We start from the raw sequence: 22,878 nt of genomic DNA on the forward strand, positions 1-22,878 counted from the left end.
TCGGCCGTACGGCGATAAGAATGTCACCGTGTCCACACTGCATGTTCACCGATTCGGCCCGGTCACCGGCCCGCCGCTGCTGGCCCTGCACGGTCTCACCGGCCACGGCAGGCGCTGGGCCGACCTGGCCAACCGGTTGCTGCCCGATATCCGAGTCATCGCACCCGACCTGCGTGGACACGGGCATTCCACCGCGCTGCCGCCCTGGGATCTCGAGACGATCGTGGCGGACCTGGTGGCGCTGCTCACCACGGAAGCCGATGGACCGGTGCCGGTGGTCGCGCATTCCTTCGGGGGCGCGTGCGCGCTGCGGCTTGCCGAACTACGGCCCGACCTGGTCCGTGGTCTGGTGCTGCTCGATCCGGCGGTCGCGCTCGACCCCGCCTGGCTGCACGCGATCGCCCTCGCCACCCTCGACTCCCCGGATTACACCGACGCCGAAGAGGCCCGGAGGGACAAACTCGCCACCGGCTGGGGCGCGGCCGACCCGGATCTGCTGCAGGCCGAACTCGACGACCATCTCGTCCCGGCACGCGACGGGCGGGTCGGGTGGCGGGTGAGCCTGCCGGCGCTGATCGCGTACTGGAGTCAGCTGGCCCGCGAACCCGCGCTACCGCCACCCGGTATGCCGACAGTCCTGGTACGCGCCACGAAAGTGGACCCGCCTTTCCTCCCCGAGCCGGTGCAGGCGGTGCTCGCCGAGCGGCTGGGCGCGAATCTCACGATCGAGGAGTGGGACTGCGAGCATATGGTCTCGCAGATCCTGCCGGAGCAGACCGCGGCGTTGATCCGCGCGGCACTGGAGGACCGCGATGGTCACCAGTGACGCGCAGGTCGAACACGTCCGGGAATTGGTCGCCTCGATACCGCCGGGCCGGGTCGCCACCTACGGTGATATCGCCGTAGCGGTGGGATTGTCGACGCCGCGCACGGTGGGCTGGATCATGCGCACCGACTCCGGCGACCTGCCCTGGCACCGGGTGCTCGGCGCCTCCGGGAAACCCGCCGCTCATCTGGCCGAACGTCAGCTGCGACTGCTCGCGGCCGAAGGGGTACCCATCTCCGACGGCAGGGTCGACCTCCGCGCGGCACGGCATCGGTTCGGCTGAGTCCGTGAAGTGGTCACGGACTCGGGAGGTCGCCCCAGACGGGCGCATAGCATGAACGGTATGCCGAATTCCGCGCCCGCCCCGGACGTGATCGTGCTCGCCGGGGGCCGGGCCAGTCGTATGGGTGGCGTCGACAAACCGGGGCTCGTGGTGGGCGGACGGTCCATGCTGGAAACGGCGCTGGCCGCCGCGGGATCGGGTCGCACGGTGGTCGTCGGGCCACCGCGACCGGAACTCGCCGCGTCGATCCTGCAAACCCGCGAATCCGAGCCCGGGTCCGGTCCGGTGGCGGCCATTGCGGCCGGTGTGGCCGCACTCGGTGCCGAGGTCACCGCCCATGTGGTCGTCCTCGCCGCGGATATGCCGTTCCTGACCTCCACGGTGATCGGTGAATTGCTGGGGCAGCGGGCGGATTTCGACGCGGTGTTCGCGGCCGACAGCAACGGGCGGCCGCAATACCTGATCGGTGTGTGGCGGTACGAGGCCCTGGCTGACCGGCTGCGCGAACTCGGCACCGTGGTCAATCAGCCGATGAAGGCACTGGTGCCCGCGCATACGAAGATGGTGATGCTGGCCGGGGTCGACGATTGCGATACCCCGGGCGATATCGATGCCGCCCGTGCCGCGCTCGCAACGCGTCGGGATTCGGCGCACCGCGTCGGCCACGACGATCCCTACAGCACCACCGACGGTTCGGCACCGGGCACCAGCGGTGACGCGACGTTCGGCACGGGCAGCACCGAGATAGCCGGCAGCGGTCGCGGCACACCCGGGCACAGCGGCAGTTCCGAGGTAGGCGACCTTCCTGCCGCGTTCGCTGTCGGCAATTCCGGGCCGGCCACCTCCGATGACTCGGCGACGAGCGATACCGGCACAACGGTTCCCGTGACCACCGCACAACCTGTCGCCGGCACCCACCCCCCGCATCACGCTGGAATCCGGGAACCCGCCGCCGACGCGGCGCTACCACTGGATCGGGCACGTGAAGCCCTGCGCGAGAGCTTGTCCCGGCTTCCCGGACGTCATTGTGAGCTCACCGCTGCCCGGGGCGGGGCGCTCGCCACCCCGATCACCGCGCTCGGCGCCCTGCCACGATTCGATGTCTCGGCGATGGACGGCTACGCGGTCCGTGGTGACGGCCCGTGGGAGCTTCGCGCCGATATCGGTTTCGCCGGCGGGCAACGGCCGGACGGTTTACACCCCGGTGAAGCAGTCCGGATCGCCACCGGCGCCCAGGTTCCCGAGGGCACCACCCGTGTCCTGCGCGATGAATTCGCCCGGTACGACGGCCGGCTGCACCGTCTCCCCGATACTCCGCAGCGTTCCGATATCCGCCGGCGCGGCGAGGACCGCACACCCGGTGATGTCATCGCACCGGCCGGTTGCGCCGTCACCGCCGCGCTGGTTTCCGCGGCCGCCGCGGTCGAGGTCACCACCGCTGCCGTCCGCGGACCCGTGCGCGCCCGCATCGTCATGACCGGCGACGAGATCCGCAGTACCGGTCCGCTACAAGCCGGTCAGACCCGGGATTCCATCGGCCCCATCCTGCCCGTACTACTCGCCGCACAGGGCGTACGCACCCTCGACCAGGTACACCTCCGCGACACCTCCCACGGTTTCGACCAGGTATTGGCCACCGCCACCGACTGCGATCTCCTCGTCGTTGTCGGCGCGACCGGCGGCGGCGCCGCCGACCAACTGCGGGGCGCCCTCGACCGCGCTCGAGCCCGAATCCTGGTCCCCCGCCTCGCGCTGCGCCCCGGCGGTTCCACTGTGGCAGCCGAACTCCCCTCGGCCACAACGGTTCTCGGACTCCCCGGCAACCCGTTCGCCGCAGTCGCCACCCTAATCGCCCTGACCCCCGCGATCGTCACAGGCCGCACCGGCGCCCACCCGCCCCCGCCCCTGATCGGCCCCCTGCACAACGCCACCGAGATCTCCGGCCCCGTAACCCGGATCGTCCCCGCCCGCAGTGCGAACGACTCCGGCGGCTGGATCGGCGACCCCACCGTGCGAACCGCCCACCTCGGCGGCCTGGTGGACCGCGACGGTGTGGTGATCGTCCCAGCCGATGCCCACGACGGGGCCCCGGTCGAGTTCGTCCCGGTCCCCCGATAGCAGGAACGGTTACGCCGATGGGGCACACAGGGCGACCACTACGACGCGTTCGGGTACGCGACCACGGCACGGCGTATGATTTCGGCAGCTTTTACCCCGTCGGCCTCGACACGTTCCCGTATCTCGGTGGGAAACCGGATAAAGGTCACCGGCGTGTTTCCCCCCTTGCCGGCATCGCCGGCCGGTCGCCCGCGATCGAGCACGACCGGATCCCGGTATTCGATCTCGCCCACGACCTCCTCGGCGGCTACCGGGTACTCCGAGTAGTCGCGAGCCATGTCTTCGTAGTCTTCGTCGGTCAATTTCTTGCGGCTCACCACTTCGGTTCCTCCCGTTGCGGCGCAAGGTCCAATGGGTCGATATACGACTCGAGGCCGGCATTTGCCCTTGTTCCGGACGCAGCATCATCGCGTGAGACACGACCATCTCGGCCGGGTCGGACACGTCGGCAATCGTCTCTATCAGGGGTTCGTTGTTGTCGTAGCGGCCGATGAACAGCACACGCCGACCAGGTCCTGAACCACGAACCCTGCACACCCTTGACTATGCCGTTACGGCAGGGTTCACCCTGTAGTCCCGGTCGGCGAGCACGCGCCGGCATTCCGATCCGAGGAGCCGATCATGTCCTGGAGTACTCGTGAACTCGCCGAACTCGCCGGCACCAGTGTGCGGACGGTACGGCACTATCACGATGTCGGCCTCCTCGAACAACCCGAACGCGGCAGCAACGGTTACAAGCGCTACGGCGTCGCGCACCTGCTACGCGTACTGCGCATCAAACGCCTGGCCGATCTCGGCATACCCCTGTCCCGGATCGCCGATATGGGTGAGAACGAATATCCGCGGGAATCGCTACACACGCTGGATGCCGAACTGGCCGCGACCATCGAGCGCCTGCAACGCATCCGCATGGAACTGGCCCTCATTCTCCGCCAGGGCTCCCACACCGATCTCCCACCCGACCTTACGCCGGTCAGCACAGAATTCACCGAGGCCGATCGCGCCTACACCGTCATCGCGAACCGAGTCCTCGGTCCGACCGCCCTGGATTCGCTACGCGAATTTCTCACCACCGGCGACGCCACCGATCCCGCCATGACCGATTTCGACAACCTCCCTGCCGACGCCGACGAACAGACCCGGGAGAGAGTCGCCGAACAAGTCGCGCCGTATGCCCGGAAACTCCACACCACCTACCCGAACCTCAGCACAGTGCACGATTCACCGGTCGGCCCCCAGCGCGCAGTCCAAGCTCTCGCGCTGGCCCTGAAGGAGCTCTACAACGAGGCCCAGTTCGACGTCCTCCTTCGCGTGTCCCGCCTACTCACGGCCGCTGAGCAGGACTGACCGGGGTCAGTGCCAGCGTTCCGGGGTGACCGGGGCTTCCCAGGCGCGGGCGTAGCGGCGTTTGTCGGGGCCGGCTACTTCCTTGCTGCGGTAGACCACGTAGGGGCGGACCAGGTACCCGACGGGGGCGGAGAACATGTGGACGAGGCGGGTGTAGGGCCAGACGGCGACCAGTGCCAGGACGAACAGGCCGTGGGCTTGGAACGTCCAGGGGGTGCCGACCATCAGTTCCGGCTGGGGGCTCAGGGTGAAAAGGCTGCGGAACCATGGGGAGACCGTTTCGCGGTAGTTGTAGGTGCCCCACAACAGGTTGCTGCCCATGGTGTTCAGCATGCCGGTGATCAGGGCGCCGGCCAGCAGGAAATACATGAACTTGTCGTTGGTGGTGGTTGCTTTGCGGACGGCGGGGACGGTGCAGCGGCGGTAGAGCAGGATGCCGATACCGGCGATCACCATGAGACCGGCCACCGAGCCCGCGCTCACCGACACCAGGTGATAGGCGTGTTCGCTGATACCGACCGCCGCGGTCCAGGATTCGGGGATCAGGACACCGAGCACATGTCCGAAGAACACCCCGAGCATTCCGAAATGGAACAGTGGGCTGCCCATCCGCAACAGGCGGGATTCGTAGATCTGCGAGGAGCGGGTGGTCCAGCCGAACTGGTCGTTGCGGTAGCGCCAGATATGGCCGAGCACGAACGACGTGAACGCCACGTACGGCAGGGTCATCCACAGGAAAGTGGTCACCGGGTCCTCCTCGGAGCGAATTCGAGCGGTCCGCACAGGCGGAGATATCGCCTCACCGGCGGCCTTCCGCTCGGCCCGGCATCGTCGGGTCCATGGCGAAGGGGTCCAGTCCGACCTCTTCCTCGGGCGGGCCCTGCGCCGCGAGTTCGGCGATCTTGCGACGGTCCGCGGTGGTCGGTGGGGCGAGAGTCGCCAGTACGGCGGCCAGTACCCCGGCATAGGGCGAACCGGCATCGGACAGCGACAGTCGCAGCAGCTCTATCACCGGGACGTGTTCGCCGAGGAGACGTTCCCCGCCGACGGGGTCCACGGTGGCGGCGAATTCGAGCAGCACCGGCAGGTGATCGGGGAGCTCGGTGTCGTCGAGTTCGACCCCGGCGTGCCGGTAGGCGTGTTTGAACCGCAGCAGCGCCATACCGCGTTTGCGGGTGTCACCGTAGGCGTAGAAGGTGAGGTGCAAGCTGGCGCGGCGGCGCATATCGAAGGTTTCGACGTAGTGCGCGGCCAGGTCGAGTTGCGGTGTGGTGCGCAGGTGGTCGAGGAATTCCGACGGGTGCGTGCGGACCGGGTCCGGAAGTTCCGCAACGGCTGCACTCACCTGATCGAGCATCGTGAGCGTCGCGGTGGTGGGATAGTCGAGCAGCAGGGCGGCGGTTCGCCAGACGACCCGGCGGTCCCGTTCACTCATCGCGACCGTGGGCTCGGGCCGGCGGCGGAGTTTCAGCAGCGCCATCACACACTCCGCTCGGCGATCGGCGGGTAGGTCATCGGCCGACCTCCGAGGGTTCCGGTTGCGGCCCGCTGTCACCGTTCCCGTTCATCGCGGAACCGTTGCCGGGCGTACCGGCGCCCGAAGGGGTTCCGTTGCCATTGGCCTTCCCGTCTCCGGGACGGCCGGCTCGCCCGCCGCCTCCATGCCCGTTCGATCGGGGAGCGTCCTGCCCATGCCCGTTCGACTCCGCCGCGTTCGCACCGACCGGTACCAGACCTTCGGTACTCTTCCCGTCCCAATTGAGCAGGTTGATCCGGCCCGTCTTCTCCTCCGGTGCCGCGTCATTCGAGTCGGTGAGCTGGAATTTCTCCACCATCTGGTCGAAGGCGGTCATACCCGGACCTCCATCGTTGTCGAGACTGCATCCCGTCGCGAGGGAGTCCAATTCGTGTGCCTGTGCGCCCGCGCCGGTCGGGATCACGTAGCGGTGCTCGTATTTCGCGATGGCGAGCAGCCGGTACATGGCTTCGATCTCTTCCGGTTGCAGCCGGACCGAAGGCGCGATGGCCGGGTCGGGCTCCTGTCCGAGGTTGACCGACCGCATGAACGCGCGCATCCCGGCGAGCCGCTGCAATGCCGCGCGGACCGGGCCGACGTCGCCGGCGGTGAACAGTTCGGCCAGGTATTCCACGGGAATGCGAAGAGCATCGATGGCGCCGAACAGGTTGGCGTGGTCCTCGCCGTCGTGCCCGGTATCGGTCAGCACATCGACCACCGGGGAGAGCGGCGGGACGTACCAGACCATCGGCATGGTGCGGTATTCCGGATGCAGGGGTAGCGCGATCTGATAGTCGACGATGAGTTTGTAGACCGGTGAATCCTGCGCGGCCTGAATCCATTCCGGCGAGATACCGGCCCGTTCGGCTTCGGCGACGACGCGCGGATCGTGCGGGTTCAGGAAGACTCCGAGTTGGCTCGGATACAGATCCTCGTCTTCGGTGACCGACGCCGCCTCGAGCACCGCGTCGGCGTCGTAGAGCATAACGCCGATATAGCGCAGCCGGCCGACGCAGGTTTCCGAGCATACGGTCGGAATACCGACCTCCACTCGGGGATAGCAGAATGTGCATTTCTCGGCTTTGCCGGTTTTGTGGTTGAAGTAGATCTTCTTGTACGGGCAGGCGGTCATGCATTGCCGCCAGCCGCGGCATTTGTCCTGGTCTACCAGGACGATGCCGTCCTCGGAGCGTTTGTAGATCGCGCCGGACGGACACGATGCCGCGCACGACGGGTTCAGGCAGTGTTCGCAGATGCGCGGCAGGTAGAACATGAAGGTCTCTTCGAATTCGAGCTTGACCTTCTCGGAGACGCGGGACAGCATCGGATCCCTACCGACCTGTTCCGGTCCGGAGCCGAGATCGTCGTCCCAGTTCGCACCCCAGGTGACCTTCGTATCCTCGCCGGTGATCAATGATTTCGGCCTGGCCACCGGTGTGGTGTCGATCGCCGGTGAGGACAGCAGGTTGTCGTATTCGTAGCTCCAGGGCTCGTAATAGTCCTCGATGGTCGGCAGATCGGGATTGGCGAAAATATTCAGCAGCCGTTTGAATCGCGACCCCGATTTCAGCGTCAACCTGCCCCGTTTGTCGAGAGTCCAGCCGCCCTTCCACTTCTCCTGGTCCTGATATTGCCGTGGGTATCCCTGGCCGGGCCGGGTTTCCACATTGTTGAACCAGACGTATTCGGTACCACCGCGGTTGGTCCATGCCTGTTTGCAGGTGACCGAACAGGTGTGGCAGCCGATGCATTTGTCCAGATTCATGACCATGGCCATGTGCGCCATCACACGCATAGCTGCGGTTCCGCCTCTCCGAATATTTTGCGCACGGCGGAGAGCCGTCGACAGCCGTGCACGCGTGCCTGCGGTCGAGTAGGTGCACCGATTCCGGACGTACCCGGTGAGTTACCCGGACCGCACCAAATCAGGTGTCGCCTGTGTGGATGAGCCGGCTGCGCCATATCAGTACCTGACTTCCTGGCTGCGGCGGCGGATCGTAGTGACCTCGTCGCGCTGGTTACCGGTCGGGCCGTGGTAGTTCAGTGCGAACGACTGTTGGGCATAACCACCGATGAGATGCGTGGGTTTGATCATGATCCGGGTGAGCGCGTTGTGGATACCGCCGCGTTTACCTTTGCCCTTGAAGTTTTCGCCCGGTTCCGCGACTCCCTCGATCCGCGGGACGTCCACCGCACGGTCCTGCGCGTGGTACATGAACACGGTGCCCTCGGGCATCCGGTGCGAGACGATGGCGCGGGCCACCACCACACCGTTGCGGTTGATCGCCTCGATCCAGTCGTTGTCGGCGACACCAATTTTCGCCGCGTCCTTATCCGACATCCAGATCGTCTGCCCGCCGCGCGACAGCGTGAGCATATGCAGGTTGTCCTGGTAGGCGGAGTGGATCGACCATTTGGAGTGCGGGGTCAGATAACGCACGGTGATACCGCGTTCGCTCACCTCGCCGACCCCGGGTTCGGCGAACAGCGCCGTCATATCCAGCGGCGGCCGGAAGGTGGGTAACTGTTCGCCGAGTTCGATCATCCAGTCGTGGTCGAGGTAGAAATGCTGGCGTCCGGTGAGCGTGTGCCACGGTTTGAGCCGTTCGGTGTTGATGGTGAACGGCGAATACCGGCGGCCGCCGGTTTCCGAACCCGACCATTCCGGTGAGGTGATCACCGGTACCGGACGTGCCTGGGTATCGGCGAAGGTGATCCGTTTACCCTCGTGTTCGGCGGCCAGATCGGCCAGTTCGGTACCGGTGCGCCGTTCGAGCGCCCGGAAGCCTTCCACCGCGAGCCGGCCGTTGGTGGTACCGGACAATGCCAGGATCGCCTCGGCGGCCTGGCTGTCCTTGGCCAGCGACGGCCGGCCTTGCGCCACCCCGGACACCACCGTGCCGTTCATCCCGGCGAGGTATTCGACCTCGGCGCCGGGGTGTGTGGTGATCCCCTTCGTGGTGACGCCGAGGGTATCGATCAGCGGCCCGAGCGCGGCCATCTTCTCGGCGATCTTCGAATAGTCGCGTTCGACCACCACGATTTTCGGCATGGTCTTCCCGGGGATCGGCTCGCATTCCCCGGCCTTCCAGTCGAGTACCTTGCCCCCGGCCTGTGCCATGGCATCCGGCGAATCGTGCTGCAACGGCACCGCGACGATATCTTTGCGCACCCCGAGATGTTTCTCGGCGAGCCAGGAGAAGCCGCGGGCGATCCGGTGGAACGCCTCGAAATCGGTTTTCGCCTCCCACGGCGGGGCGATGGCCGGGGTGAAGGCGTGCACGAACGGATGCATATCCGTCGAGGACAGATCGTGTTTCTCGTACCAGGTGGCTGCCGGGAGCACGATATCGGAGAACAGCGTGGTGCTGGTCATCCGGAAGTCGAGCGAGAGCAGCAGATCGAGTTTGCCGGTGGCGGCCTCGTCCCGCCAGACCAGCTCCTCGGGGCGGACCCCGGCAGTGTCGGTGGTCTGCAGATTCGAATCCGCGCCGAGCAGGTGCCGGTGGAAGTATTCGTTGCCTTTACCGGAAGAACCCAGCAGATTGGCCCGCCAGACCGTGAGTACTCGCGGGAAGTTCTCCGGGGCGTCCGGGTCTTCGCAGGCGAAACGCAGGTCGCCGGACTTCAGGCCGTCGACCACGTGGTCGGCCGCGGTGCGGCCCGCGGCCTCGGCTTCGTCGGCGAGGTCGAGGGGATTGCGATCGAAGGTCGGAGAGGAGGGCATCCAGCCCAGACGGGTGGCCAGGGCAATATTGTCGGCGGCTGTGCGCCCGGCGAACGTTCCTTTGCCGAGGGGTGAGGCGAAGGTTTCGGCAGTGAACGGGTCGTAGCGCCACTGATCGTTGGTCAGATACCAGAACACCGTGCCCTGCATCTGCCGCGGCGGACGCTGCCAGTCCAGGCCGAAGGCCAGCGTGGACCAGCCGGTCACCGGGCGACATTTCTCCTGGCCCACGTAATGCGCCCACCCACCACCGTTGACGCCCTGGCAGCCGGTGAGCAGGGTCAGGGTGAAGAAGGACCGGTAGATCTGATCGGAATGGAACCAGTGGTTGGTGCCGGCACCCATCAGGATCATCGACCGGCCGCCGGAACGGTCGGCGTTATCGGCGAATTCGCGGGCGATCCGCCGAGCCTGCACGGCCGGGACGCCGGTGATGGCCTCCTGCCAGGCCGGGGTGTACGGCTCGGTGGCGTCGTCGTAGCCGGTGGGCCAGGTCCCGGGGAGGCCCGGACGGCCCACGCCGTACTGGGCGAGCAGCAGATCGAACACTGTCGTGACCCGTTTACCGGCAACAACTTTCGTCGGAACGCCGCGGGTCAGGACGCCGGGCACATCGCTGTCGAACCGGGGGAACTGTACGGCCGCAGCATCGTCGGTGCGGCCGTACAGCGTCAGGAGCGGTTCGACACCCTCGAGGTCCAGATTCCATCGACCGGTCCCGTTCTCACCGAACCTGTCCCCCAGCGATCCGTTCGGCACCACCGCAGTCCCGTCCGAGTCCAGCACCACGGTCCGGAACTCGGCGCCCTCGTCGGTGTTGCCGAGATCGGCGGCGGTGAGGAATTTGCCCGGTACCGCGACCCCGTCCGCGCCCTCGTCCACGGTGATCAGGAACGGCAGATCGGTGTACTTGCGGACATAGTCCAGGAAGCGCGGCGTACTGCGGTCGACGAAGAACTCCCGCAGCACCACATGACCCATCGCCATGGCCAGCGCGGCATCGGTCCCCGGCCGGGCGGCGACCCATTCGTCGGCGAATTTGGTGTTGTCGGCGTAATCCGGTGACACCACCACAACCTTCTGACCGCGGTAGCGGGCTTCGGTCATGTAGTGGGCGTCCGGGGTGCGGGTCACCGGAACGTTCGAGCCCCACATGATGAGGTATCCGGCGTCGAACCAGTCCGCGGATTCCGGCACATCGGTCTGATCGCCGAACACCTGCGGCGAGGCGACGGGCAGATCGGCGTACCAGTCGTAGAACGACAGCATCGACCCGCCCAGCAGGGAAATGAACCGGGCGCCGACCGCATGGCTGACCATGGACATCGCCGGGATCGGCGAGAATCCCGCGACCCGGTCCGGGCCGAACTCCTTGATGGTGTGCACATGCGCGGCGGCCGCGATCTCGGCGGCTTCCCACCATTCGGCGCGGACGAATCCGCCCTTACCCCGCGCGGCCTTGTACTGCCGGGACCGCTCGGGATCGGCGACGATATCGCCCCACGCGAGTACCGGATCCTTCAACCGCTGTTTGGCTTCCCGGTACATCTCCAGCAGCGTGGAACGCACGTACGGGTACCGGACCCGCGCCGGGGAATAGGTGTACCAGGAAAACGACGCACCGCGCGGGCAGCCGCGGGGTTCGTACTCCGGTTTGTCCGACCCCACCGACGGATAGTCGGTCTGCTGCGATTCCCAGGTGATCACACCGTCTTTCACGTAGATCTTCCAGGAACACGAGCCGGTGCAGTTCACTCCGTGGGTGGAGCGCACCACCTTGTCGTGCGACCAGCGGTCACGATAGAACTCATCGGCGCTGCGCCCGCCGGCCTTGTGCACGGTGCGGTGATCGGCCGAGATCTCACCGCGCTGGAAATATTTGCCCAGCCGCAGGAGCGCGTCCCCCGCGCCCGGTTCCCCGGCCGCGATATTCGAAGCGATAGGTGAACCCGGAGTACGTGAAGCAACCACGACGCCCCCTTTTCTGCACGCGGTGAAATCGGGCTGACGCCTCGACTGTAGGGATGCCGCCGGACCTGGCCAAACGGCTTTCTCACAACGAAAAACGCAGGTCCGTGAGCTGTGAGGGCGGCGCAATGTGGTGGTCACTGCACGGGTCCGGGTGATACGACGGCCGGGAAATACCACCAGGGAAAACGGGCCGTGATGCGTTGGATCGGACGTTTCGGCGACACCCACCGGCCCAGCCGGTGAATTTTCGGAAATGGCCGCTTCTCCAGTGGTTTACATTTGTTTACATATCGTGGCGGTCACATGAGACCGGATCAGGCGGCCCTGGGGTGAGGACACTTCTACACAGCGGGAAGCCGCCGGCTTCGTATCCGGGCGCGGTGCGCCTACGATTGCTGCCCGATCCGACTGCCGCCGGCGGTCGCCCGATCAGCTTCGAGGTGCACCATGGTCAGGCCTGTGCCGGTGTCGCGGAGGCGGAGAACCACTCGCCTCCTGGCCGCTGTCGCGGCGATAATGCTGGCCGTCGGTACGGCGGCAGTCGCCGGTACGGTCTCCGTTCCCGGCCGGGCCGCCGCGGCCCCGGCGGCCGCCGCCCCGGCGGTGACCGTGTATCCCGGTATGGAAGTCAGGCGTAGCGTGATCGTGGGCGGAAAGGTCGAGATCAGCCGCTGCACGGTGGGGCTCACGGGCACGATCGGCACGGCACGGTACGCGGTCACCGCGGGACACTGCTACCGCGACGGAGTTGTCACCGACAAGGACGGCAATCCGATCGGCTGGTACGAATTCCACCGGCCGGACGAGGGCCTCACCTTCGGCTTCGCGCTGATCCGGCTGTACGACGGTATCGGGGTCGCGGCCAGTATGGGCAGCTTCGGCCTGTCTTCGGTGGATATGAAGCCGCGAAGGAACCAGCAGGTCTGCAAGCTCGGCGCGACCACCGGCTGGAGCTGCGGAACGATCACCGAAATCACGCAACGCTACCTCTACACGACCAACACTCTGGGCGCGGAAGGCGGCGATTCCGGTGCGGTGGTCTACCGGCAGACCTCCGACGGGCACGCCGCCTTCGTCGGCCTCCTGGTGGCCTTCGACCGGGATGCTGGCCACAGCGCGGTGGTCGAGCCCGCCGAATGGCTTTTCGATCAGATCGACAAGTACGGCCCCACCCGCGACAATCCGTTCGTCTGGTACCGGGTCTGATCCGGTTCAGACGCCCAGCGCGCCCGCGAAAACCGGCCAGGACCGGTGCAGATCGTCCTGCCAGTAGGCCCAGGCATGCGTGCCCGGATGGAAGTGCACGGTCGCCGGGATCTGCCGGGCGGCCAGCGCTGCCGCCAGCGGGCCGGTGCAGTTGCTGACGATGGATTCCATCGTGCCGCCGACCAGCACCCGGTCGGCCAGCCGTAGTGGGTCGCCGTCGATACCGCGGGAATTCAGTACCTCGTGCGGGCCCGGCGCGCCGTTACCGGAGGAGAGGTAGAGCGCTGTGCCCCGCAGCCGGTCCAGATGCAGCATCGGGTCGTGTTCGAGCCACGCGGGATGGCCCGGATCGCCCCACATATTGGTGGCGTTCGCCCCGAACAGCGCCAGCTGCGAGTACACGATGGCCCGTGCCGCCGGGTCGCTGGTGCGCGGGCAGCCGCTGTACGCGCCGACCGCCTGGTAGAGGCCGGGCGCGTGGATGGCCAGATTCAACGCCGAGGTCGCCGACATCGACAGCCCCGCCACCGCATTGCGGCCGGTCATCCCGAAGCGGGCGTCGAGCAGCGGCGGCAGTTCGCGGGTGAGGAAGGTTTCCCATTTGTTGCGGCCCAGTACCGGGTCGTCGGCGATCCAGTCGGTGTAGTAGCTGGCCCGGCCCCCCATGGGCACGATCACGTTGACCGGACGATCGGCGAAGAACTCGGCCACATCGGTGCGCCGCATCCACGGGCCGCCGTCCTCGCCACCGTCGACGGCGTTGAGCAGGTACAGCGCAGGTGCGCCGGATCCCGGATGCGAAAGCCACAGCGTGACCGGTTTATCCATCGCGCCGGAATGCACCACCACCTCGAACTGCCGGCCACCGAGCGGACGTACATCCACGATCCGGGCGGGCCCCTCGGCGGCGGCCGGGCCCGCCGCGATTCCCGTCGCCACCAGCGCGAAAGACAGCGTGAACAGGGACACCAGGCAACGCGGCAGCCGGTACATGCCGTGGTTTCTACCACGACGCGATACCCGGCCCGGGGTTATCACCTGGCGTGTTCGTCGCGGGCGTGCACCCGTAGCGCGGTGATCGCGTCGGCGTCTGCTTCCGGCACCCGCATCCGTTCGGCGATCGACCAGCGCAGGGCCCGGGGCAACTGCGGTGCGACCTTGCCCAAATACGCGTACAGCCAGTCGATGCGCGCGACCAGGAACGGGTAGTCGGTGGTCATCATGGGGCGGATCACCAGCATCGGCAGCGGTGCGTCCAACGGATGGAAGGCGGCGTTCCACAGCCCGGGTACCCGGCATCCCGGGTAGAACTGGCCGAGCATCAGGCCGTCGCAGACCACCTCGGTCTTGTGGCGGCAGTGCGCGGTGTCGATCCGGTCGGTGCGGGTGAGTCCGGGGAAGATCGTCACCGTGGTCAGGCGGCGGTCGCCGGACTCCCCGGCGCGGAGGCTTTTGTACAGGCCGTGGGCATCCAGAACGGCCGCCGAGATGTTCTCGACGGTCAGCTCGTCGCCCCCGCGGATCACGGCGGCCCACAGGGCATGGTGGTTCGTGGTCTGGCGGATGAACGGGCATACCGGGCCGTCTCGGCCCAGGTCGGGATGTGGCTGCCGGAGATACTCGGCGATCCAGCGCGTGAGTACCGCGGCATCGGGATGTTGTGCGGCCCAGCGTTCGGCGTCGTGGTAGACATCGCGCCAGGTCCGGCCGGTCCGCGGCCCGCGATATGCGTGGGCGGTCGCGGGTACCGGGCCCTCGGAGTTCGCCGGCCTGTTCATCGGCTGTCCGCCCGCGCGGTGAGTTCGGCCGGATATCGGTCCAGGACAGGTGCGATCACCGCGACGGATTCGGGATTCATCAGCCGGCCGTGCTCGGTATCGACCGGGTACTCGAGCAGTTCACCGGTGACGAACGGCCGCCACATCTGCACATCGAGCATTTCGGTCATGCCGCGGGTCGCCGAGAAGTACAGCAGGTCACCGTCGAAGACGCCGGGACGGTAGCGGGCCGATATCTCGACCCCCGCGATGTAGGCCCGATGCAGGCGGTCGAGCTGGCCGGCGGTCAGCCCCGCGCCCAGGGTCGCCCCCGCGGCCGCCAGTTCCGCGGCGGCTTCGGCGGCCGTCAGTTCCGGAGCTTGCGCCGCTGCGTGCGCGTCGGGTTCGTCGCCGAGCAGGTGGGTGAGCAGATCGCGCATCCGCGGCCGCGGTGGTGGTGGGGCGTCCGGCGGAAAGACGACACTGTCGAGCATCGCCAGCATCGCGACCTCATGGCCGAGATCGCGTAACCGGACCGCCACGGCATGGGCGAGCTGGCCACCGAGCGACCAGCCCAGCAGATGGTAGGGGCCATCCGGTTGCACCCGCAGGATCTCGCGCAGATAGCGGCCGGCGAGAGTATCGGCCGTGGCGACCTCCGAGTCCGGGGAAGTCAGGACCGGCGACTGGACTCCGTAGACCGGGCGGGCGGCGATCCGGTGTGACAGTCCCGCGTAACACCACGCCAGCGGTACCGCGGAATGGAAACAGAACAGCGGCGGCCGGGAGCCGTTGCGGCGCAGGGGCAGAATTATCTGCAAGCCCTCCGCCCCGCCGGTGCCGTTACCGCCCGTCGCCGCGAACCTCCGGGCCGGTGACACCGAATCCGCTGGTTCACCACTCGCGTGGTCGCTGCCCTCCTCATCGCTGTCCGCCGGAGTGCCGGAGTGCCGGTAATCCGCGATACGGTCGGCCAGCTCCGCCACCGTCGGCGCGGTATACAGCCAGCGTACGGTCACCGGAACGCCCGTCACCTCGGCCAGCTCGGCCGAAAGAGCCACGCCCAGTAGCGAATTACCACCCAGCGCGAAGAAATCGTCGTCCAGTCCGATATCCGGACGGCCGACCACACCGCCCACCTGCCGCGCGACCAACCGCTGCACATCCGTTTCCGGGGCGCGATAGGCGCGAGACAGCACCGGTTCCGGCAGCCGGTCCCGGTCGGTTTTCCCATTGGGGGTCAACGGAATCCGATCGATCTCCAGTAACACCGCCGGCACCAGCGCGGAAGGCAGTACGGTGCGGATCCGGCTCAGCGTGGCGACCGGATCGAATCCATGGCCCGCGGCCACCACCACATAGGCGGCCAGGCAGGCGGCCGGTCCGGATTCGCCCGTCACCGTAACCACCGCCTGCGCGATTTCCGGTCCCGCGGTGAGCGCCGATTCGATCTCGCCGGGCTCGATCCGGCGGCCGTGCAGGCCGAGCTGACGATCGGCCCGGCCGAGGTATTCGAAGCCGCCGGGATCGGCGCGCACCAGGTCCCCGGTCCGATACAGGCGTTGCCCGGTGCCCGCCGGATCGGCCACGAACCGGACGGCCGTGGTCGCGGGATCGTGCAGATACCCCAGCGCGACACCCGGCCCGCCCAGATACAGTTCGCTCCGCCCGCCCACCGGTACCGGCCGCAGCCGGGGAGTCAGTTGCACCGCTCGCACATCCGGCAGTGCCGGCCCGATCAGCACCGGGCCGGCCGGGGACAGTGGCTCGCTCTGCATCGTCATCACGGTCGTCTCGGTAGGACCGTAGCCGTTGTACAACCGCACCCGCGGAGCCCAGCGCCGGACGAGTTCGCTGCCGGGGGACTCGCCACCGGTCACCACCACCCGCAGACTCGGCAGCCGGGCCGGGTCCAAGCTGTTCAGCACCACGGGAGTGCTCAGCAGATGCGTGATCTCCGCGGTACGGATCAATTCGGTGAGCCGGGTCCCCGCCACCGGCCCCGCGGGGGCGACCACCAGCCGCGCACCGACCGCGAACGCCGCGAGCAGCTCCAGCAGATGCGCGTCGAATACAGGCGAATGCGCGTGCAGGACAACGGACTCGGCATCGACCCGATAGCGCTCGACAAGATAGTCGGTGAGCGGTCCCAACCCACGGTGACCGACGAGCACCCCCTTCGGAGTTCCGGTGGTCCCCGAGGTATGGATCAGATAGGCGGGGTGGTCCGGGCACAGCCCCGCCCAGGGTTTCCGATCCCCGCCGATCGCCGCCGAATACCTCCACGGTCCGTCGCCGTCGCCGACTCGGGCAGCTACTCGCTGCGCGCGGGTACGCTCACCTACCTGCACGGATCCGACCAAACCGTTCCGCGTACCCGCACCAGCCCCGTTCCGCGACCCGGCGGGCACGGCGCCGGTTCTCGCCGATATGCCCCTTCCTCCGTGCGCCGTTCCCGTTTTCCGGCCGTCGGCCGAGCCCTCCGGCTTCCGCCCGGAGTGCACGGAACCCACCTCGACGGCGTTGTTGTCGTTCCCGGCTCGATGTAGGGCCCCCTCCGTCCAGGTATCGTCACGGTTCACCACACGTTGTCCATCCGGCGCGGGCCCCGTATCCGGCTCGCCCGGTTCGACACCGGGAGCGACGGTATCCCGCCGCGACCCGGCCGCCGGTCGCTCCGCGGTACCGGCATCTATCGAATCGCCTGACGGTTGCCGCGGCTGCACTGCCGTTGCGGCCGGGCCGTCCAGCTCCAGCCAGCGCACCGGCTCGCCGCTGCCCGGCCCCGCGGTCGCCGCACGGGTCGCATCCGCTGCGGACAAGCCCGGCCGTACCGCCGCCACTGTGAGACCGAAGCCGATTCCCGCGGCCGCAAGCACCGACGAGATCCGATCCGGCGGGTCGGCGGGGTCGATCGGTACGAAACAAGCGCCCGCGGTGGCCACCGCCCAGAGCGCGAGCACCGATTCGATCGAACGCGGGATGACCACCGCGACCGGCGTCCCGGGGCCTGCACCACGGTCGATCAGTTCCTGTGCCCAGCCGCGGGAGAGTTCGTCCAGCCGGCGATACGTCAGTGATCGGGTGCCTTCGCTCACGGCCACCGCATCCGGGCGCATTCCCATACGCAGGAGCTCGGGCAGCAGTCGCACCGCCGCGATGGGTGCCGGGGAGTCCCGCGGATCCGCTGCTTGTCGCGGAACGAAGCCCGGTACATCCGGGGCCTTTTCGCGTTCGCCGAGGCATGCGACCGGATCGTCTGGTGCTGCGGTGAGGAAATGGTGCAGATAGAAGAGGAATCCGTGGTGATACCAGGAGAGCGCCGCGGCCGAATACCGGGCGGGATTGCCCTGGAAATCGATACTGATGCTGGACTCGTCCGGACCCAGCTGATACCCGTTGACCAGCAGATCCTCCACCGGTCCCAGCGACAGCAGCTGCGCCTGCCCGGTGAGCGGACCCAACCGCAGCGGTTCCACGAAACCGAGCACGTTGACCACCGGCCCGAATCCGCCGCGCTCCACCCGGCCGCGGCCGCGGTCGTGCTGGATCTCCTCGTACGGATACCGCTGATGCCGCAGCGCCGCAACGATCTTCGTCCGTACCGCGGCGACCGCGACCCCGACGGTGCCCCGCGTGAGGCCGGTGAGCCGCAGCGGCACGACATTCGATACCGACCCGGCCGACCGGCGCAGTACCGCCGTCGTCCAAGCCGGTACCGGGAGTGTGATCACGGGGTCGTCGTTCCCGGTGAGCTGGGCGAAATAGCAGGCGAAGGCGGCGATGAGCAGTTCGCCGAAGGAGGCACCGTACTGTTCGCGGGCGGCGGCGACCGCATCCGCGGTCGCCGGTCCGAGCCCCGCCGAAGCCCGGTGCGGCCGTGGCCGTGGCCCCGCGGGATGGCCGGCCAGCCCCACCGGCTCGGACAGACCCGACAGCGCGGAGAGCCAGTACTCCTTATCGGCCGCCGCCCGCGCCGACTTCCGATAGGTCTCCTCGGCGGCGAGCAGTCCGGCGGTGTCCAGCGCGCCGGGCTCGCCCGCCTCGGTATCGGTGACCGCAGCCCGGTACAGCTCACCGGTGCGCCGTAACAGTGCGACGGCACCGGCGCCGTCGAGAACCAGGTGATGGCTGCGCAGATACAGCAGATGCCGGTCCGCGGCCACCCGGTACAGCGTCGCGACGGTGAGATCGTCGGTGCGCGGATCGAGCGGAGCGAAGTGGTCGTCCGCCATCCGATCGAGCGCCGCGATGATCGGATCGGTGTGATCGGCGAGATCGCAGACGAAGAACGGGAGATCGGTATCCGCGAGCAGCTGCCGCGGCCGGCCGTCCACTTCCCGCACCCGGATTCCGGGCGATTCGAGCTCCCGGGCCGCGCGCCGCCCGCATTCGCGCATCAGCTCCACCTCGACCGGCCCCCGCAGATCCAGGTACATGGCCACGGTGTTCGGGATCCCGGGATACAGCTGTTGCGCCACCCACCACCGCAGTTGAGCGGCCGACAGCGGATGATCCGATCCCGTTCCCTGGTACCTCACCTGGACCGCGCCTCCTGCGTTGCCCGGCCGGCCCGGAAATGAGAACAACGCGCGACGCCGATCCACGCGCCGCTCCGTACCGGCCCGGCCGCTACGACTACCTGCGGAATCACCTGCGGCGAACACTACGCCTGCCCAGCAAGGTAATGCACCGGCTCCCATCTCCAGCGCAATCCCTCAACCGAACCAGAATGCGCTAATACGTTTTTATGCGCACAACAATCGACCTACCTCCGGAACTCATGCGCGCCGCCAAGATCGCCGCCGCCACCGAGCGCGGTCTCAGTCTCGAGGACCTTTTCACAAAGGCCCAGGCACATGAGGTAGGCGCAGGTGTCCATCCGCCGAAGTCCGGGCGTGTCCGGTTCCCATTGGTCGGCGCGGCGGATGCCCCGCACAAGGTGGACCTGAGCAACGCGGACCTCGATGAGGCACTTGGAAACGACGACGCTGCCGAGTACGCATGACAGCGCTCGTCGACGTGGGCGTGTGGCTGGCTGCGGTATGGGGCCGCCATATGCACCATTCCGCAGCCGCGAAGTGGTTCGACAGACACCCGGGCGACCTTGTGATGTGCCGGGTTACCCGAACCTCGCTACTACGATTGCTTTCGAATCCTTCGGTCATGCAGGGTGATGTCCTCACCCGCAGCGCAGCATGGCGGGTGATCGATCAACTACTGGCCGATGAGCGAGTGGCCTGGGCCGATGAACCGGCGGACCTCGAGGCTGTATTCCGGGCACTGTCTGCGCGCGATGAGACGAGCCACAAGCTGTGGACCGACGATTATCTCGCCGCGTTCGCCCAGACCAGCGGTGCGGAGTTGGCAACGCTCGACCGAAAACTGGCGGCCCGGTATCCGTCGATCCCGGTTGTCACGATCGCGGGATAGCGGTTCCGGTCGGCGGCAGGGTGGGCCGGCCGGACCGTTCGCGTAGCGCAGCGCGGTAGCGGTCGGCGATCAACCGGACCACGGCGGGATGCACGCCGATCGGGTCGGCCACTCCGGTCGCGCCGGCCTGGTGCAGGCGCTCGTGGAACAGTCCGTGTGCCAGCAAGTAGGAGGCGACGAACACACGGTCCTGGCCCTCCTCGCGCAACTCTGCCACGACTTCCGGAACGCGCGGTGCGCCCGTGGCGACATACGCCGTGCGCACCGGTGTGGCGAGTTGTGCGGTGAGCATGGCGGCAGCACGGTTCACGTCCGCGCGAGCTCGCGGATCGGAAGAGCCCGCGGCCGCGAACACCACGGCATCACCCGGGCACCAGCCGGCCGCGCGCAACCGCACGGCCATGATCCGCGCCAGGGCGGGATCCGGACCCATCGCGGGGGTCACCGTCACGGCGGGATGGGCACTGTCGCTCACTTCCCGCGGCACATCCTTGTAGACGTGATAGCCCGAAGCCAGGAAGGCCGGAACCACCACGGCCGGTGCCGGATTCACGGCATCCGGAGACTGTGCGACGAGATCGTGCAGCACTTCCGACGGTGAGGGACCGAGGACATCGACGAATGCGGTGCGCACCGGCGTGCTCGTCGTGGACCGACCGGAGACCACGCCGAATTCTGCGAGGGGATCGACGGCGCAACCGCACACCGCGGTTGAGTGCGCAGCAGGAAGCATCGCTGTGCGGCGAGCCCGCGCGGGCTGCCCGGTGCCGGTACCCGGCCCAGCAGCCGCGTTGTGCGCGCAGGGGGTTCCGGCCGGTACCGGCCGGTGCCCGAGTTCGCGACCCACTGCCTCGGCCAGCGCGGCGATCATCTCCACCCCCTTACCGCTGCGGGTCCCGTGGGCCACCAAGACCAGCGCGGGCGGTTCCGGCCTGAGTGCTTCCGGCGCGCTCATCCGGGAACCACCGTGCGCACATAGCGGGTGTTACGCACCGCGGGCAGCGCGGCGGCGGCATTGTTATCGGTGCATTCGGCCGGGTCCATGGCCAGCCGGTAACCGCGTTTGACCACGGTCTGGATCGCCTTCGGTGCCCCCAGCCCCGCCCGCAGACGGGCGATGGCCGTCTCCACCGCGTGGGTGTCGTCGCCCCCGCCGGGCAGGGCGGCCAGCAGATCCTCACGCGACACCACCCGCCCGGGATACCGGGCCAGCGAACGCATCAATGCCATCGGTGCGGGAGCGAGCTGTTTCACCGTGCCGTCCACCACCACGCATGACCCGCGCACGCTGATGGTGTGCCCGGCGGCGTTGATCCGGCCGGCGCGGCGTGGTAGCTCCTCGGCCACATGGCGGGCCAGGGCGCCCAGCCGCGCGCGGGCGGGCATCGTCACCGGGACACCCAGTTCCTCCAACGGCGCCGCGGTGATGGGCCCCACGCAGGCCGCCGGCACCCGGATGCGCAGAGCATGCAGGAGGCCCTCGAGCACACCGGTTTCCTTGGCACGCATCAACATCGACGCCACGGCGGGCGCACTGGTGAAGGTCACACAGTCGATGGCCGACGTCATCACGGCCTCGATGAGGTTGTCCATCGGACCGCGATCGGCGGGCGGCTCCCACCGGTACACCGGCACCGGCACCACATCCGCGCCGGCGCAGCGCAGCACCTCACAGAAATCGGGGATCGGTTCCCATTCGGTGGTCGCGCCGTGCAACTGCACCGCGATCCGCACCCCCTCGACCCCTTCCGCGAGCAGATGGTCCAGCACCTCCGCCGACGATTCGGACGCAGGCGACCATTCCTCCCGGAGTTCGGCCGCCCGGATCGCCCCCTTGGCTTTGGGCCCGCGGGCCAGCATCCGGGTGCCGCCGAATGTGATGCGCAACCGTTCGGCCAGCCCCCACCCCTCGGCCGCCTCCATCCAGCCGCGGAAACCGATCCCGGTGGTGGCGACGGCGATCTGCGGTGGGTCGGCGACGAGTTCGCGGGTCACCCGTTCGAGTTCGGTGTCGTCGGCCAGCGGAATGATCCGGATGGCCGGCGCGGATACGACAGTCGCGCCCCGGCGGGTGAGCAGGGTGGCGAATTCCTCGGCGCGCCGGGCCGCGGTGATACCGATGGTGAACCCGGCCAGCGAGGGGGACGCATCCGGAACCGTCATGCGGGTACGCCGTCCGCGGCCATGACGAGGGGTTCGTCGGAAATCGAGACGAGGCCGCCGTCCACGCGCACGGCGTACACCGGCAGCGATTCGGTCGCATCGTCCAGGCAATGCCCGTCGAGCAGCGAGAATGCCTGCTTCAACAGCGGCGACGCGACGACCGGTTCGCCACCGCGGTCACCGACGATCCCGCGCGACATCACCGCCGCACGGCCGAAGGGGTCGATATTGCCGACCGCGTACAGCGTGCCCTCGGGCAGCAGGAACAGCGCCGCCTGGGCCCCACTCGGCAGCAGCACCGCGACGCCGCGGCCGGGAATCAGATAGTCGAGCCGGCAGGCCAGCGTCCACCCTGTGGTGGCCGGGGCAACGCCAGGGGTATCGATCACGGTCATGGTGTTCTCCTCCATACGCCTCAACCATTGGTACCGGCGCACTGTTTCCACTCGGTTAAGCCGTCATTTCCCACCCGTAGCGGCTGGTTCCGCGGTGACATTTCACTGCGGCCTCCGTGGTTACATTCCACTGCCG

Annotated in this window: 18 protein-coding genes; 7 read left to right on the plus strand and 11 right to left on the minus strand. The window is 67.9% G+C overall.

All coding sequences use genetic code 11. The annotated features are described in order from the left end of the window. The first annotated feature begins 28 nt into the window (after window positions 1–28). The 3 genes from NFL01S_RS07590 to NFL01S_RS36425 are packed head-to-tail and all read left to right on the plus strand — an operon-like array spanning window position 29 to window position 3,227. Window positions 29–826 (plus strand): alpha/beta fold hydrolase, encoded by a 798-nt coding sequence (locus tag NFL01S_RS07590; RefSeq protein ID WP_062973007.1) that lies wholly within the window; start codon window positions 29–31, stop codon window positions 824–826. Beyond that, entirely contained in the window at window positions 813–1,109 is a 297-nt protein-coding gene (locus tag NFL01S_RS07595; protein ID WP_062972898.1) for an MGMT family protein, read from the plus strand. The genes NFL01S_RS07590 and NFL01S_RS07595 overlap by 14 nt, the downstream gene beginning before the upstream one ends. 60 nt (window positions 1,110–1,169) lie before the next feature. Then, window positions 1,170–3,227, plus strand: coding sequence for an NTP transferase domain-containing protein (locus tag NFL01S_RS36425; RefSeq protein ID WP_245670563.1), 2,058 nt, complete (start codon window positions 1,170–1,172; stop codon window positions 3,225–3,227). Between the two features lie 38 nt (window positions 3,228–3,265). Here NFL01S_RS36425 and NFL01S_RS07605 read toward each other — a convergent pair whose 3' ends face one another. Beyond that, window positions 3,266–3,544 (minus strand): hypothetical protein, encoded by a 279-nt coding sequence (locus NFL01S_RS07605; RefSeq protein ID WP_157116344.1) that lies wholly within the window; start codon window positions 3,542–3,544, stop codon window positions 3,266–3,268. Window positions 3,545–3,848: 304 nt separating this feature from the next. Here NFL01S_RS07605 and NFL01S_RS07610 point away from each other — a divergent pair, with 304 nt between their 5' ends. Then, window positions 3,849–4,574 carry a MerR family transcriptional regulator gene (locus NFL01S_RS07610; RefSeq protein WP_062972902.1) on the plus strand — a complete coding sequence of 242 codons (726 nt, stop codon included), beginning with the start codon at window positions 3,849–3,851 and terminating at the stop codon, window positions 4,572–4,574. 6 nt (window positions 4,575–4,580) lie between these two features. On the opposite strand, the gene narI is transcribed toward NFL01S_RS07610, so the two are convergent. The 4 genes from narI to NFL01S_RS07630 all read right to left on the minus strand — a co-directional run bounded on the left by narI (window position 4,581) and on the right by NFL01S_RS07630 (window position 11,758). Next, entirely contained in the window at window positions 4,581–5,321 is a 741-nt protein-coding gene (narI, locus tag NFL01S_RS07615) for a respiratory nitrate reductase subunit gamma (protein WP_062972904.1), read from the minus strand. 52 nt (window positions 5,322–5,373) lie between these two features. Continuing rightward, window positions 5,374–6,054: a nitrate reductase molybdenum cofactor assembly chaperone gene (gene narJ / locus NFL01S_RS07620; RefSeq protein WP_062972906.1), complete on the minus strand. Its 681-nt coding sequence runs from the start codon at window positions 6,052–6,054 to the stop codon at window positions 5,374–5,376. 31 nt (window positions 6,055–6,085) lie between these two features. Further along, complete coding sequence (gene narH / locus NFL01S_RS07625; RefSeq protein WP_062972907.1) at window positions 6,086–7,885, minus strand: nitrate reductase subunit beta; 1,800 nt, start codon at window positions 7,883–7,885, stop codon at window positions 6,086–6,088. Window positions 7,886–8,053: 168 nt separating this feature from the next. Then, on the minus strand, window positions 8,054–11,758 hold the full coding sequence (locus tag NFL01S_RS07630; RefSeq protein ID WP_062973009.1) for a nitrate reductase subunit alpha: 3,705 nt from the start codon (window positions 11,756–11,758) through the stop codon (window positions 8,054–8,056). 477 nt (window positions 11,759–12,235) lie between these two features. Here NFL01S_RS07630 and NFL01S_RS07635 point away from each other — a divergent pair, with 477 nt between their 5' ends. Next, window positions 12,236–12,994, plus strand: coding sequence for a chymotrypsin family serine protease (locus NFL01S_RS07635; protein WP_157116346.1), 759 nt, complete (start codon window positions 12,236–12,238; stop codon window positions 12,992–12,994). 6 nt (window positions 12,995–13,000) lie between these two features. Here the strand turns inward: NFL01S_RS07635 and NFL01S_RS07640 are convergent, their stop codons facing one another. The 3 genes from NFL01S_RS07640 to NFL01S_RS07650 are packed head-to-tail and all read right to left on the minus strand — an operon-like array spanning window position 13,001 to window position 19,292. Next, on the minus strand, window positions 13,001–13,987 hold the full coding sequence (locus NFL01S_RS07640) for an alpha/beta hydrolase (RefSeq protein ID WP_062972911.1): 987 nt from the start codon (window positions 13,985–13,987) through the stop codon (window positions 13,001–13,003). A gap of 41 nt (window positions 13,988–14,028) precedes the next feature. Continuing rightward, complete coding sequence (locus NFL01S_RS07645) at window positions 14,029–14,772, minus strand: DUF6875 domain-containing protein (protein ID WP_062972913.1); 744 nt, start codon at window positions 14,770–14,772, stop codon at window positions 14,029–14,031. Then, a complete protein-coding gene (locus tag NFL01S_RS07650; RefSeq protein ID WP_168433860.1) occupies window positions 14,769–19,292 on the minus strand; it encodes an AMP-binding protein in 4,524 nt (1,507 codons plus the stop codon). Before NFL01S_RS07650 ends, NFL01S_RS07645 begins: the two co-directional genes overlap by 4 nt. 209 nt (window positions 19,293–19,501) lie before the next feature. Here NFL01S_RS07650 and NFL01S_RS07655 point away from each other — a divergent pair, with 209 nt between their 5' ends. Together NFL01S_RS07655 and NFL01S_RS07660 are read left to right on the plus strand one after the other, a co-directional pair. Further along, window positions 19,502–19,759, plus strand: coding sequence for a hypothetical protein (locus tag NFL01S_RS07655; RefSeq protein WP_062972916.1), 258 nt, complete (start codon window positions 19,502–19,504; stop codon window positions 19,757–19,759). Then, complete coding sequence (locus NFL01S_RS07660) at window positions 19,756–20,184, plus strand: TA system VapC family ribonuclease toxin (protein ID WP_063915883.1); 429 nt, start codon at window positions 19,756–19,758, stop codon at window positions 20,182–20,184. The genes NFL01S_RS07655 and NFL01S_RS07660 overlap by 4 nt, the downstream gene beginning before the upstream one ends. On the opposite strand, the gene NFL01S_RS07665 is transcribed toward NFL01S_RS07660, so the two are convergent. The 3 genes from NFL01S_RS07665 to nirD are packed head-to-tail and all read right to left on the minus strand — an operon-like array spanning window position 20,168 to window position 22,742. Next, window positions 20,168–21,139 carry a sirohydrochlorin chelatase gene (locus tag NFL01S_RS07665; RefSeq protein WP_062972918.1) on the minus strand — a complete coding sequence of 324 codons (972 nt, stop codon included), beginning with the start codon at window positions 21,137–21,139 and terminating at the stop codon, window positions 20,168–20,170. The two genes, NFL01S_RS07660 and NFL01S_RS07665, sit on opposite strands and share 17 nt — an antisense overlap. After that, window positions 21,136–22,347, minus strand: a complete 1,212-nt coding sequence (locus NFL01S_RS07670) for a uroporphyrinogen-III synthase (RefSeq protein WP_062972920.1) — start codon at window positions 22,345–22,347, stop codon at window positions 21,136–21,138. The genes NFL01S_RS07665 and NFL01S_RS07670 overlap by 4 nt, the downstream gene beginning before the upstream one ends. Then, complete coding sequence (nirD, locus tag NFL01S_RS07675) at window positions 22,344–22,742, minus strand: nitrite reductase small subunit NirD (RefSeq protein ID WP_062973013.1); 399 nt, start codon at window positions 22,740–22,742, stop codon at window positions 22,344–22,346. The genes NFL01S_RS07670 and nirD overlap by 4 nt, the downstream gene beginning before the upstream one ends. Between the last annotated feature and the right edge of the window lie 136 nt (window positions 22,743–22,878).

This window comes from Nocardia flavorosea NBRC 108225 (genome assembly GCF_001613385.1).
In the GTDB taxonomy this organism is placed as follows: domain Bacteria; phylum Actinomycetota; class Actinomycetes; order Mycobacteriales; family Mycobacteriaceae; genus Nocardia; species Nocardia flavorosea.

What these genes read in the sequence shown, in the direction of transcription:
- NFL01S_RS07595 (WP_062972898.1), top strand. Translation starts at nt 813, where the DNA reads ATGGTCACCAGTGACGCGCAGGTCGAACACGTCCGGGAATTGGTCGCC.
- NFL01S_RS36425 (WP_245670563.1), top strand. Translation starts at nt 1,170, where the DNA reads ATGCCGAATTCCGCGCCCGCCCCGGACGTGATCGTGCTCGCCGGGGGC.
- NFL01S_RS07610 (WP_062972902.1), top strand. Translation starts at nt 3,849, where the DNA reads ATGTCCTGGAGTACTCGTGAACTCGCCGAACTCGCCGGCACCAGTGTG.
- narJ (WP_062972906.1), bottom strand. Translation starts at nt 6,054, where the DNA reads ATGGCGCTGCTGAAACTCCGCCGCCGGCCCGAGCCCACGGTCGCGATG.
- narH (WP_062972907.1), bottom strand. Translation starts at nt 7,885, where the DNA reads ATGCGTGTGATGGCGCACATGGCCATGGTCATGAATCTGGACAAATGC.
- NFL01S_RS07635 (WP_157116346.1), top strand. Translation starts at nt 12,236, where the DNA reads ATGGTCAGGCCTGTGCCGGTGTCGCGGAGGCGGAGAACCACTCGCCTC.
- NFL01S_RS07640 (WP_062972911.1), bottom strand. Translation starts at nt 13,987, where the DNA reads ATGTACCGGCTGCCGCGTTGCCTGGTGTCCCTGTTCACGCTGTCTTTC.
- NFL01S_RS07645 (WP_062972913.1), bottom strand. Translation starts at nt 14,772, where the DNA reads ATGAACAGGCCGGCGAACTCCGAGGGCCCGGTACCCGCGACCGCCCAC.
- NFL01S_RS07655 (WP_062972916.1), top strand. Translation starts at nt 19,502, where the DNA reads ATGCGCACAACAATCGACCTACCTCCGGAACTCATGCGCGCCGCCAAG.
- NFL01S_RS07660 (WP_063915883.1), top strand. Translation starts at nt 19,756, where the DNA reads ATGACAGCGCTCGTCGACGTGGGCGTGTGGCTGGCTGCGGTATGGGGC.
- NFL01S_RS07665 (WP_062972918.1), bottom strand. Translation starts at nt 21,139, where the DNA reads ATGAGCGCGCCGGAAGCACTCAGGCCGGAACCGCCCGCGCTGGTCTTG.
- NFL01S_RS07670 (WP_062972920.1), bottom strand. Translation starts at nt 22,347, where the DNA reads ATGACGGTTCCGGATGCGTCCCCCTCGCTGGCCGGGTTCACCATCGGT.
- nirD (WP_062973013.1), bottom strand. Translation starts at nt 22,742, where the DNA reads ATGACCGTGATCGATACCCCTGGCGTTGCCCCGGCCACCACAGGGTGG.